Below are 12534 nucleotides of genomic sequence, written 5' to 3'. Positions count from 1 at the left end.
CTAGATGAAAAAAAACGAGGCTCTGTTAAGAAATACCTCGTTTTTTGTCTATTGTTGATGTAGAACTCAAACAATTTGTCTAGATAGTCATCAAACCTCACATTTATCTAGCGTATTCGATCGAGTACCGCATACAAAGACCCTTCTTCCATTTCTAATGTAAGCGTATCTTTGTTGAGTGTATAACGAGTTTCATGTTCGCCCTTTTCGTATAAGAGAACAAGATGCTCACCTTCGGTATAATAGACACCTCGGTGTATTGCTTCATCCCCCTCGTCATTGCTGACTCTAAACATAAACACAAAATCGGGTTGGAGAATTAAGTCCAATCTGTGGACGTCATTCGACAAAGCTTCGTCACCTTCGAAATGGGCACTAGACCACATACCCGCTAAAGAATTTGATAGTGCTTTAGTGAAAGTCACACCGTTTAAGTTCAGTAGATTGTGATTTGCTGCATACTGGTAAACTTGGGGTTCAGAAGTGTCTAAACCAAGAATGATGGTATCTTCATTTGCAGTGTATAACCCTTCCCAATGATCAACCGAATAGTCTCGTTTTTGGATATCAATTTTAAAGCTATAGTTTGAGTCAAGCGTTAACTTAATCGCCAAAAAATTTTCTTGTGATTGCTCGGGGTCGGGATTAACCAAATACCAATCACCGAGTAAGAATGGGTGGTCGAACTGCGTCAAATCACTGTTGTCACGAACACCATTACCTAGCACTGAGAAGCTATACATTAGCGATATCAAAACAATCAATCTCATAGCGTGCTCCTTACCCTTTTTCTTTAATCTTAGGCACACAAAGTTTATTTGGCGAAAAAATTGATCTAAATCACAATAATTATTTGTATAAAAAAAGCGAACCTAACTAGGTTCGCTTTGCTAAAGTGATGATTAGTTTTAAGATTTAATCAAATCAACCATAATGGCGACCGACTCGTCCAAATATGCATCTGGCGCTTCATAGTCTTTAGGCACATCATCCAGTGATTTAAACAATTCTTTACCTTGCGCTTTTTGTCGTTCATTAATTCTTACTAAGCGCCTTTTATCAGCTTGTTCACTTTCAGCCTGACGAGTTTTCTTATTCAAAGATAAGGTGTTGTCGTCTTTTTCGGCTTTGTACTTAGCAATGTCTTCAGCAATAAACCCAAACTCCATGTCGCTGGTAATACGTGCTTCATGTTTGGTCGATAACTGTTTAATTAATTCATCATTACGCTGTAACATTTCATATTTAGCTTTATCAATGCTATCCCACGGCAATGCATTATCTTCAACGCTTTCACCTGTTTCGCTTGGTTCAACCGCGGTTGGAAACGCAATATCAGGAGCAACGCCTTTGTTTTGTGTACTACCACCATCAATTCGATAGAATTTTTGAATGGTGTACTGAACGTAGCCAAGCTCTTTATCAAACAGGTCATAGATCTTACCTAGAGTTCGATGCTGTTGTACCGTTCCCTTACCGAAAGAGTTTTCACCAAGAATGATCGCACGGCCGTAATCTTGCAATGCAGCGGCAAAAATTTCTGAGGCTGATGCACTATTACGGTTGATAAGTACCGTCATTGGTCCGGCGTAACTGATTTGATCATCAAAGTCACCTTTCACGTTCACCCGACCGTAACTGTCACGAACCTGAACAACAGGGCCACTCTTAATAAACAGACCAGTCAAAGCTGACGCTTCAGTCAATGCACCACCACCGTTATTACGTAGATCAACGATAATGCCATCAACTTTCTTACCTTTTAGCTCAGTTATCAACTTATCAGTATCTTGGGCAAGTCCTACATAAAAACTTGGAACCTCAAGTACACCAATCTTCTTACCACCTTGCTCAATGACTTCTGATTTAACTGCGCGATCTTCTAAGCGGATTTTATCTCGGACTAACGTAATCACCGTCGCTTTGGCATCTTTTCCTTCAGGCAAAATCTGCAAATTGACCTTGGTACCTTTCGGCCCTTTGATCAGTTGGACAACATCGTCTAGTCGCCAACCAATAACGTCTACAATTTCCTCTCCGTCTTGGCCGACTCCGATAATGCGATCGCCTTCACCCAGTTGCTTACTTTTAGATGCTGGGCCACCAGCGACCAAAGAACGTATAACTGTGTAATCGTCCGTCATTTGCAATACTGCCCCAATTCCTTCCAGAGACAGGTTCATCTCCGTTTGGAATTGCTCTGCATTGCGAGGAGAAAGATAACTAGTATGAGGATCAACTTCACGTGCAAAAGCATTCATATAAAACTGGAACACATCTTCGCTATGCGTTTGGCTAAGCCTTTTCAGCGCATTATTGTAACGCTTGCCTAGTACTTCTTTGACTTCGTCCCAGTTTTTACCTGTTAGTTTCAGATTAAGCGCATCGTACTTAACTCGTTTTCGCCAAAGCTCATCAAGCTCAGCGGTATTTTCTGGCCAAGCTGCTTCACTGCGATCAAGCTCAATACTTTCGTCAGTATCAAATTTCATCTCAGTGTCAAGGAGTTGAAGCGCATGAACGAATCGCTCGTAACGACGTTTCATCGACAAATTATACAGTTCAAAGGCAAGTTGAGTGTCACCAGACTTTAACTGTTCATCGACGGAATCTTGCCATTTTGAGATGGCATCGATATCAGCTTGAGTAAAAACGTTCTTGTTATAGTCCAATGACTCTACATAGCGCCAGAAGATCTTACGCGATAGCTCATCATTGAGTTTGATATGTTTGTAGTGGGAACTGGTAAGCTTTTCCTCGACACGCTTACTTGCAGTGGCGTGTTGTGCTTCCGGAGAAAGGACTGGTAAGTCCTCTAGGGTAATCTTTGCTTCTAGAGCATAGGCTGAAGAAGCTGCTAGCAATAAGCTAGCAGCGATCAGCGACATTTTTGAACGGCATTTCATGCGTAGGAGTATCTCCTTTATGCGCGTAGGTGCTCCGCTTTTACGACCATTTGTAGGCCGTTAGACAGTTGAACACGCACATCTTCCTTATTGATTTCAACGATAGTCGCAGCCATGTTTCCTTTACCCATATTTACGTTTACTTGATTACCAACTTTTACTTCGTCAGCAGTCAAAGCACGCGTTTCTACCGGCTTATTGGCTTTTTGTACTTTATTCTGTTGTGGGCGACGGCCTTGTGGCTTCTTCGCCGCAGGCTTAGCTTTCGCTTTACCTTCTTCACGAGCTTTCTGTGCTTGCTCTTTACGACGAGCTTGCACTTTTGCTTTACTCTCAGCCAGTGCTGTTTTCGCGTGTTCTACGTGTTCTTCATCTAGCTCACCTGCTGGGTTGCCATCTAAATCCACACGCACCGCACCTGGCTTTACACCGTGAAGGTAACGCCATGATGAAGTGTATTGTCTTAACGCTGCGCGAAGTTGAGTTTTGCTTACTTTTGGGTCGTCAGTTAAACGCTCCGCAAGATCTTGAAAAATACCAATTTTAAGTGGCTTTGCTTCACCTTCTAAAGTAAAGCACTTAGGGAAACATTCAGCAATATATGCGATAACTTCTTTGCTGTTTTTTAACTTTTCAGTGTTTTCCATGAGGATTCCTGGTTATTGCGGCTTGCCCGCGAGCATTAAGAATTAAATATTTGAGGTATTATAGTGACCTGCAAGCGAAAAACCACACTCAATAGACAATTTATGTCTTGATAGCGTGTGAATTAAGCAGCTTTTCTACTTCGCTCATCAAAAAAATCAGTCCTTGCTCGTCAATTTCATTAAATCGTCCAACATTAGGACTATCAATATCGAGTACACCAGCAATTTCACCACCAATTGAAAATGGAATCACCATCTCAGAATTACTTTCCGCATCGCACGCAATATGGCCTTCAAATTCATGAACGTCATCGATGCGTTGTACCGTGTTGGTGGCTACCGCAGTACCACATACACCACGACCTATAGGAATACGCACACAGGCTGGTTTGCCCTGGAAAGGTCCGAGAACCAGTTCACCCTCATTCATCAAGTAGAAGCCAACCCAGTTTAGGTGCTCTAACTCCATGTTAAGTAAGGCGCTGACATTAGATAAATTGGCAATCAGGTCAGTTTCTGATTCGATTAATGCAGCCGCTTGCTTGGTTAAGCGGTGGTAATGTTCTATGTTCATTATTACATCCTTTTCTCGTGACCTTTTTAAAATTAGAGACTTCTAACATAAATCTACGTACAATCGCCGCAAATCATAAATAGTAAGCATTCTCATTATAATGATCGATAATCCCAACACTATTAGCCGCTCTTGGTTGATAACTCAAGTAAAAAAACACAAGTCGAAACTGATACTTGCCAACATCATCGCGCTTTTGGCGACGCTAATTAGTGTTCCAATTCCTTTATTGATGCCGCTTATGGTGGATGAAGTCCTTCTCAATCAGCCAGGCAAAGGGTTAGAAGCGATGAATTCACTATTGCCTAGCGAAATGCAAACACCCACGGGATATATCGCACTGACCTTACTCTTAGTCATCATCATGCGCAGCACCAGCCAAGCGCTGAGTATTCTACAGAGCCGTCAATTTACTTTGGTATCAAAAACCATCACGTTCCAAATGCGCAGCAAAATGATCGATAAGCTTGGTCGCATTAGTATTCGTCAATACGAAACACGGGGAAGTGGTGGCATAAATGCTCATCTGATTACCGACATAGAAACGATTGATCAGTTTATCGGTTCAACTTTGAGTAAGTTCCTTATTAGCTTGCTTACTGTTGTTGGTACGGCGGGGGTGCTCCTGTGGTTAGATTGGCGCTTGGGCCTGTTCATTCTTCTAGTTAACCCTGTCGTTATCTATTTTTCTCGTAAATTGGGCAGCAAGGTTAAACATCTTAAAAAACACGAAAATCAATCTTTTGAGCGCTTTCAAAATCGATTAGTCGAAACGCTCGATGGTATCTATCAACTGCGCGCAGCAAATCGAGAACGTGAATTCCTTAATGAACTGAAGGATCAAGCTAACCAGATACGTGTTGATGCAGACAAGTATGCGTGGCAATCAGAAGCCGCGGGAAGAGTCTCATTCTTACTATTCTTATTAGGCTTTGAGCTGTTTCGGGCCGTAGCGATGCTGATGGTGCTGTTTAGCGATCTAACCATTGGCCAGATATTTGCCGTATTTGGTTACTTATGGTTTATGCTTTCTCCTGTACAAGAATTGCTCGGTATACAGTTTTCTTGGTACAGTGCCAAAGCCGCTTTGAAACGCATCAACGCCCTTCTCGATTTGGAAGAAGAACATCGGCCAATAAGCAAAGTCAATCCATTTACTGATGAGCGCGAAGTCGATATTGAAGTGAACAATGTTACCTTCTCTTACAATGAAGAAGTAAAGGTACTTAATAACTTAAACCTAACCATTCCAGCGGGCAAAAAGGTGGCACTGGTGGGTGCAAGCGGTGGCGGTAAATCGACACTTATACAACTTCTTATCGGCGTATATCAGGCCGACTCAGGTACAATACGTTTTAACGGGCAAACTACTGATGATATCAGTTTTGACATAATTAGAGACCAAATTGCTGTTGTATTACAACAGCCTATACTATTCAATGACACTTTAAGGCATAATCTGACTCTGGGCTCGACCTATGATGATTTACAATTGTGGCGTGCTCTAGAAATTGCACAGATGCAAGATGTCATTAGTCAATTAAGTGACGGATTGGAAACGCAAATTGGTCGTAGTGGTATCCGTTTGTCTGGTGGTCAAAGACAACGATTAGCGATTGCACGCATGATACTGAGTAATCCAAGGTTCGTTATTTTAGATGAAGCAACATCAGCGCTTGATACGGCAACTGAAGCAGCATTGCACAAAGCGTTAACCGAATTTTTAGAAGGGCGAACTACACTTATTGTAGCGCACCGATTATCTGCAGTGAAACAAGCAGACTTAATTTACGTACTAGAAGATGGACAAGTTAGCCAAGCTGGTACGCACGGAGAGTTGGTTGAACAACAAGGCTTATATCAGACACTTTATGGCAACGTGCAATCACACAGTTAGCCAATACATCACCGTCTTATTTGGGGAGGAACAATGAGTCCTTCTCAAATGCATGCCCACTCTTCTAAACCGACTTCAGTTAGGTTATGTGATGGCTGTGAGCTACCCGTAGACCTTGTTGAGGTCGAGCGAGGAAAAAGTGCTCATTGTCCTCGTTGTAACACTCACCTCTACCGAGGAGGCAAGCCTTCTTTATCTGGCGACCTAGCACTTGCAATCACCTGCCTATTGCTTTTTGTCCCTTCGCATTTTTTCGATTTCATTAGCATCAGACTGTTCGGAGTCATGATACCCGCAACCCTACCCGCTGGCATATTCACCTTATTCCAAGAAGGCTATGCCATGCTCGCCTTGTTGATCTTTTTCTGTAGCTCTATCGCCCCTTTCTTGGTGTGCAGCTCAGTCGTAGCTGCCCACATTGGCCTCAAGTATCGCCAGTTCAAAGTACTTAAAGCATCGTTGGCGATCGTTCAGCATCTGAAACCCTGGGTGATGATTGATGTCTTTTTAGTCAGTATTGCCATCTCTTGTTTCAAGTTGCAGGACTATTCTGATATTCACGTAGGAGTTGGCCTAATTGGCTTACTGCTTTTACAAGTCGCGACCGTTTTGCTCATTACCCGCGTCAGCGTACGCCGGTACTGGGAGGCGTACGATCCTGAGTCTCACTATTCGCCTCACGAGAAAAAGCTACACTGTCACCACTGTCATCTATCTCAACCAGATGGTACAGTGTGTTTACGCTGCCTTAGCCCAATACATCATAGAAAACCCCGTTCAATACAAAAAACGTGGGCGTATCTCATTGCGGCCACGGTTGCAATTTTCCCTGCCAATCTAATCCCTATTTCGATTCTTCTCACCAATGGGAAAAGACTTGAGGATACTATTTTTTCCGGTGTCGCCTCTTTGGTAAAGAGTGGTATGACGGGAATCGCTATCATTATATTTGTCGCCAGCATTGTCGTACCTGTCGCTAAAATTCTTGGCCTATCGTATCTTCTATTAGCAATTCAGTTTAAACGTAAGGTCTACCACAAGCATAGAATGACCATCTACTTCATTATTAAGTGGATTGGTCGATGGTCTATGATGGATTTATTTGTTATTTCCATCATGATGACATTAGTTGATCGAGGCCAAATCCTTGATTTTACACCCGGGTATGGCGCTGTTGCTTTTGGTATTGTTGTCATATTAACCATGCTGGCAGCTGAAAGCATGGATCCAAGGTTGATTTGGGATAACTACCCAGATGAAAACAAAAACAATGAGTCACTAAATGAGTAATCCATCTCCGACACAAAACTCTTATTCGCCACATATCAAACGCAATAAAGGTCTATCACCTCTTTGGCTGTTACCTATATTGACGATGATATTAGCGGGATGGCTGGTGTTTAAAGCGGTTCAAGATGCCGGACAGCGAGTACAAATCTACTTTTCAGATGCGCAAGGTCTCATCGCAGGAAGAACAACTATCCGCTACCAAGGCTTAGAAGTCGGGATGGTCAAAGACATCAATCTAGCGGAAGATCTGCAAAGCATTTATGTTGATGCAGATATTTACCCTGAAGCGACCAAGCTCCTGACCAAAGAAACTCGCTTTTGGATGGTAAAACCTACGGCTAGCCTATCAGGTATTTCGGGATTAGACGCTTTAGTTTCGGGCAACTATATTGCGATCTCTCCGAGTAGTAACCCATCAGAGCCAGAAACTGAGTTTACCGCCTTAGAGCGCGCCCCATCAGATTTAATGGCCAGCGAAGGTCTAAATATCTCATTAAAGGCCCTTGATCTGGGGGGGATATCTGTTGGTTCGCAGATCGTTTATCGTAAGATTCCGATAGGCGAGGTGTACAGCTATCAATTACATTCCGATTCAAAGCATGTCCTTATTCAGGCTTCTATCCAAGATGAGTATCGACACATCATCACGGATGACAGTCGTTTCTGGAATGTGAGCGGCGTTGGTGCAAATATTGGTTTTGCGGGTGTTGATGTCCGCCTTGAAAGCTTAAGCGCACTGATTGGGGGTTCGATTGCTGTTGACTCCCCAGATGGTGGCGCACCTGTAGCTGATAACACGGAGTTTAGACTCTATCCTGACATTAAGACGGCTGGACGCGGTATCGCTATCAAAGTAGCACTGCCTGATGACAACAACATCAGTGAAAACGGCGCACCGATCATGTACCGCGGTATAGAAATAGGCCAAATCACCAACCTAGAGCTAAGTAACGGCCGCGAAAGCATCATTGCCTCTGCCGCCATTCAACCTGCGTTTAGCGACATGTTAAAAACTGAAAGTAAATTTGTCCTTGAAGAAGCAAAAGTGTCTCTTACTGGCGTTGAAAATATAGCCAACATCGTCAAAGGTAACTTCTTGACCATTGTTCCAGGTGATGGAGAACGTGCTCGTAAGTTTAGTGCAGTTCGTAAAGATGAGTTTAACCGACAGCAAGAGCGTTCTGTTGCCGTACATTTGATTGCGGACAATTCATTCGGTTTAGATCAAGGGGCACATATTCTATACCGTGGCATAGGTGTGGGCTCTGTTACTCAGGTTCGTCTAGTTGGAGACAAGGTTCAACTCGACGCGTTAATTGATAGCAATTATGCCCATTTAATCAAATCGCAAAACCGCTTCTTTGTCACCGGCAGTGCAAGTGCTGAATTAACCGAGTCTGGGCTAAACATAACAGTCCCACCGGCTAAGCAACTCCTTACTGGTTCGATTAGTTTTGTTAGTGAAGGGCAAGATAGCGCGCAAGAAGAATATCGCTTATATCCAAACAAATCTCTAGCTGAACTGGCAAAATACAATATATCGGGTTCTACAAAACTGACACTTTTTGCCAACGAGTTACCACCGATTAGTAAAGGTAGCCCGCTGCTCTATCGCAATCTGCAAGTTGGTAACGTATCGGACTTTTACTTGGTTGATGGCGGCGTGATCATTTCAGCAAGCATCGAGAACCAATACAAACACTTAGTGACCGAACAAACCGTATTCTGGAATCGTTCAGGAGTTGAAATTGATGCTAGCTTAGCAGGAATCAGTGTTAAAGCGGCGCCGCTAAAATCACTGATCCAAGGAGGTATCGCCTTTGACTCTCTACCTGGTGTCGACAATATTCAAAATGACAAATGGTTACTGTATAAAGACTTCAAAACAGCGCGGAAGTTTGGACAAGTCATAACTCTTACACTTGACGGTGAAAATTCTCTGTCAGAAGGCACGAGTATTAACTATAACGGTGTTAAAGTCGGTGAAGTCACTCTCGTTGTACCTAACTTCAATCGTAAGAGTGTTGAAATTAAGGCGCGTATCCTCCCAGAGTATACCGATACCCTTGCTGTTGAAGGGTCTTACTTCTGGTTGCCTAAAGCTGAACTTGGTTTACAGGGTGTGAAAAATATTCAAAACCTACTGGCGCAATCAATTAGCGTACAGCCAGGTAAGGGTGAGCAACAAAGCCAGTTTAAATTACATACTAATGAGAAAGTCATTCAGGGTGTTTCATTCACTTTACAAAGTGAATCAAAAGGCTCTATAAGTGCGGGAACTCCTGTACTTTATCGCGACATCGAAGTGGGTGAAGTCACTCTAGTTGAACTTGGCGAATTCGCTGATCGCGTTGTTTCAACCATTGTTGTCGATCCCAATTACGCCTATTTAGTTCGTCGAAATAGTGTGTTTTGGAACACATCAGGGGTTGATGTTTCTATCGGACTGACAGGTGCAAATATTAAAGCTGGTACGCTTGATAGTATAGTGCGAGGAGGCATCACTTTCTCTACTCCCGAACAAAAGCAGTTGGAGCCCGCCGCAGAGGATGGCCAGTCATTTTACCTATATGCGAAAGCCGAAGATGGCTGGAAAGAATGGCGCACGGCGATTCCTAAACCATAAGTGCCCAAACAACCTCTACAATAATCCTAATAAAACGCAGCCTAATCGCTGCGTTTATTATATTATTTGGCTATAATCACCGACCTTTAAGCTAGTCGAGACAGAGCCTTGCACCATAACGTTTATTTGCCAGAAGAGTTCCTCTCTGAAATTGAATCTATTCTCCCTAACCATTTGAATATGGATGATTTCGTAGCAGCTTGTCAGCGCCCTCTTCGCAAAAGTATTCGCGTCAATACCTTAAAAATATCCGTCGACGACTTTCTTGCCCGAGCTAAAAGCAAAGATTGGCAGCTTGAGTCTGTTCCTTGGTGTAGCGAAGGTTTTTGGATTGAAGCAGATGAGACGGACATTCCCTTGGGCAATACGGCAGAGCATATGTCAGGCCTGTTCTACATTCAGGAAGCCAGTTCCATGATGCCTGTTTCCGCTCTATTCAATCAAGATGATAAATTCAACAGCGTGCTTGATATGGCAGCGGCACCGGGATCAAAAACGACTCAGATCGCGGCTTCAATGGACAATCAAGGCGTGTTGGTTGCCAATGAGTTTTCCGCTAGCCGTGTGAAAGTTCTGCACGCTAACATAGAGCGTTGCGGGGTTCGCAACACCGCGTTAAGTAACTTCGATGGCCGTGTTTTTGGAGGCTGGCTACCTGAGCAGTTTGATGCGGTTCTTATCGATGCTCCTTGCTCTGGTGAAGGGACAGTAAGAAAAGACGCAGATGCGATGAAAAACTGGAGCAAAGCTTCGGTTGTCGAAATCTCTGATACTCAAAAAGATCTTATCGAAAGCGCGTTTCACGCTTTAAAGCCTGGCGGGGTAATGGTTTATTCCACCTGTACTTTAAGCATTGAAGAAAACCAGCAAGTTTGCCATCACCTAAAAGAAGTGTTTGGCAATGATGTAGAATTTGAAAGCCTGAGCGATCTATTCCCACAAGCGGACGAAGCCCTGACAGAAGAAGGCTTTCTACATATTTTTCCACAAGTTTATGACTGTGAAGGTTTCTTTGTTGCACGCATCCGCAAAGTCGGCTCTGTTGAAGCACCGAAAGTGAAAAAACGTTTAGGTAAGTTTCCTTTTGAAAAGGCCAGCGCTAAAGTTCAATCTGATATCTTTACACAGCTCAAAGCAACACTTGATATTGAACTGCCACAAGAATCTTCAGTGTGGTTGCGAGACAACGATGTGTGGCTATTTCCAATCCAGTTGGAACCAATGTTGGGCGAGCTACGTTTCTCGCGCATGGGCATAAAGATCGCAGAAGCACATAAAAAAGGCTATCGCTGGCAGCATCAAGTCGCGACGGCTTTGGCAAAAGGTAATGAAAAAACCGCCGTAGCACTTTCAGTTGATGATGCCAGAGAATGGTTTATGGGTCGTGATGTCCGCCCCGAAGGTCTTTCAGGAAAAGGAGAAGTTATCGTGACATTCGGTAACGATGTGATTGGTCTCGGAAAATGGGTCGGAAATCGAATTAAGAATGGTTTACCACGCGAACTGGTAAGAGATAAAAATCTATTCTAATCCGTAAAACAATAGTATGAAATTCTATAAGGGCCTAGCTAATTCCGAATCTTGAACTACAATTTAGGTATTGATAAAGTCGGAAATTCAAACAGTTAGCGCAGGCTCTTATTGAGCCCTTCCCCTAGGCCCAAAGCAGGATCAGCGATGGGCCTTTTTTTTGGAAGCGATGTCTAGTATTAGCTAAGCGAGACGAATGCCTTCTTTATCAATGACAATTTTGCCTTGTTTGTACAAACCACCGATAGTTTTCTTGAACGTACCCTTACTGGTGCGAAAAGCAGCAAAAATAGCCTCTGGTGAAGATTTATCATTAAGAGGAAGAAACCCACCTTTCTTCTCTAATAAATCTAATACTTTCTGGCTTAAGTCGTCCATTTTGCCAACACCGACTTTCTGTAATGAAAGATCAATCTTGCCATCTTCACGTACACTCTTAATGTAACCCTTAAGCTTTTTGCCAATAAATAGCTTACCGAAGACGTCTGATTTAAAGATCATGCCCCAGTGTTCACCTTCCACAATCGCTTTAAACCCAAGATCACTTCGTTCAGCAATAATCAGATCCACTTGCTGATTGCGGGTGTATTTAGCTGGCGTTTTATCTAACCACTTATTAAATTTGGTTGTGCCGACAATACGCCCTGAAGCTTTATCGCTATACACATATACCAAAACACTCTGCCCTGCGGCAAATCGTGCGCGTTGCTCACTAAAAGGAATTAGTAGATCTTTGCCTTTGATCCCCCAGTCTGCAAATGCACCGATTGAGTTAACACCTTCGATTTTCATCAAACCCCACTCACCCACCTGAGCAATTGGGGTTTCAGTTGTGGCGACTAACTGACTGTCAGAATCGAAATATAAAAATGCATCTAAAAAATCACCTACTTCGACGCCCTCTGGTACAAATCGATTTGGCAACAGCGTTGTACCGTAATCACCAGCGTCAAGAAATAGGCCAAAATCTGCTCTTTTTACTACTTCTAAGTGGTTAATCTGACCAACTTTAATCATTTCAACTGTCTCTTGTTAAATTTGCGGTGATTATAACGAATCTCTGT

At 43.1% G+C, this 12534-nt stretch carries 9 protein-coding genes; 4 read left to right on the top strand and 5 right to left on the bottom strand.

Features of this window, described 5'->3' with window-relative positions; genetic code table 11:
* Positions 1 to 107: 107 nt before the first annotated feature.
* The 4 genes from ZX61_RS07475 to ZX61_RS07460 all read right to left on the bottom strand — a co-directional run bounded on the left by ZX61_RS07475 (position 108) and on the right by ZX61_RS07460 (position 4127).
* Positions 108 to 770 carry a hypothetical protein gene (locus tag ZX61_RS07475; RefSeq protein WP_049844055.1) on the bottom strand — a complete coding sequence of 221 codons (663 nt, stop codon included), beginning with the start codon at positions 768 to 770 and terminating at the stop codon, positions 108 to 110.
* A 138-nt stretch (positions 771 to 908) separates the two neighbouring features.
* Complete coding sequence (gene prc / locus ZX61_RS07470; protein WP_049844054.1) at positions 909 to 2906, bottom strand: carboxy terminal-processing peptidase; 1998 nt, start codon at positions 2904 to 2906, stop codon at positions 909 to 911.
* Between the two features lie 17 nt (positions 2907 to 2923).
* Positions 2924 to 3553, bottom strand: a complete 630-nt coding sequence (gene proQ / locus ZX61_RS07465) for an RNA chaperone ProQ (protein WP_049844053.1) — start codon at positions 3551 to 3553, stop codon at positions 2924 to 2926.
* A gap of 100 nt (positions 3554 to 3653) precedes the next feature.
* Positions 3654 to 4127 carry a GAF domain-containing protein gene (locus tag ZX61_RS07460; protein WP_049844052.1) on the bottom strand — a complete coding sequence of 158 codons (474 nt, stop codon included), beginning with the start codon at positions 4125 to 4127 and terminating at the stop codon, positions 3654 to 3656.
* A 100-nt stretch (positions 4128 to 4227) separates the two neighbouring features.
* Here ZX61_RS07460 and ZX61_RS07455 point away from each other — a divergent pair, with 100 nt between their 5' ends.
* The 4 genes from ZX61_RS07455 (at position 4228) to rsmF (ending at position 11470) form a co-directional block, all read left to right on the top strand.
* Positions 4228 to 6024, top strand: coding sequence for an ABC transporter ATP-binding protein (locus tag ZX61_RS07455; protein WP_049844051.1), 1797 nt, complete (start codon positions 4228 to 4230; stop codon positions 6022 to 6024).
* Between the two features lie 33 nt (positions 6025 to 6057).
* Complete coding sequence (locus tag ZX61_RS07450; RefSeq protein WP_049844050.1) at positions 6058 to 7314, top strand: paraquat-inducible protein A; 1257 nt, start codon at positions 6058 to 6060, stop codon at positions 7312 to 7314.
* Positions 7307 to 9940: a PqiB family protein gene (locus ZX61_RS07445; RefSeq protein WP_049844049.1), complete on the top strand. Its 2634-nt coding sequence runs from the start codon at positions 7307 to 7309 to the stop codon at positions 9938 to 9940. The genes ZX61_RS07450 and ZX61_RS07445 overlap by 8 nt, the downstream gene beginning before the upstream one ends.
* A gap of 108 nt (positions 9941 to 10048) precedes the next feature.
* Positions 10049 to 11470 (top strand): 16S rRNA (cytosine(1407)-C(5))-methyltransferase RsmF, encoded by a 1422-nt coding sequence (rsmF, locus tag ZX61_RS07440; protein ID WP_082173427.1) that lies wholly within the window; start codon positions 10049 to 10051, stop codon positions 11468 to 11470.
* A gap of 183 nt (positions 11471 to 11653) precedes the next feature.
* Here rsmF and ZX61_RS07435 read toward each other — a convergent pair whose 3' ends face one another.
* Positions 11654 to 12487: a CvfB family protein gene (locus ZX61_RS07435; RefSeq protein WP_049844048.1), complete on the bottom strand. Its 834-nt coding sequence runs from the start codon at positions 12485 to 12487 to the stop codon at positions 11654 to 11656.
* Positions 12488 to 12534: the final 47 nt, after the last annotated feature.

Source organism: Vibrio sp. VPAP30 (assembly GCF_001188205.1).
Lineage (GTDB): Bacteria > Pseudomonadota > Gammaproteobacteria > Enterobacterales > Vibrionaceae > Vibrio > Vibrio bivalvicida.
The sequence above is the reverse complement of the archived record's forward strand: the minus strand, read 5'-3'. Positions and strand labels throughout refer to the sequence as shown.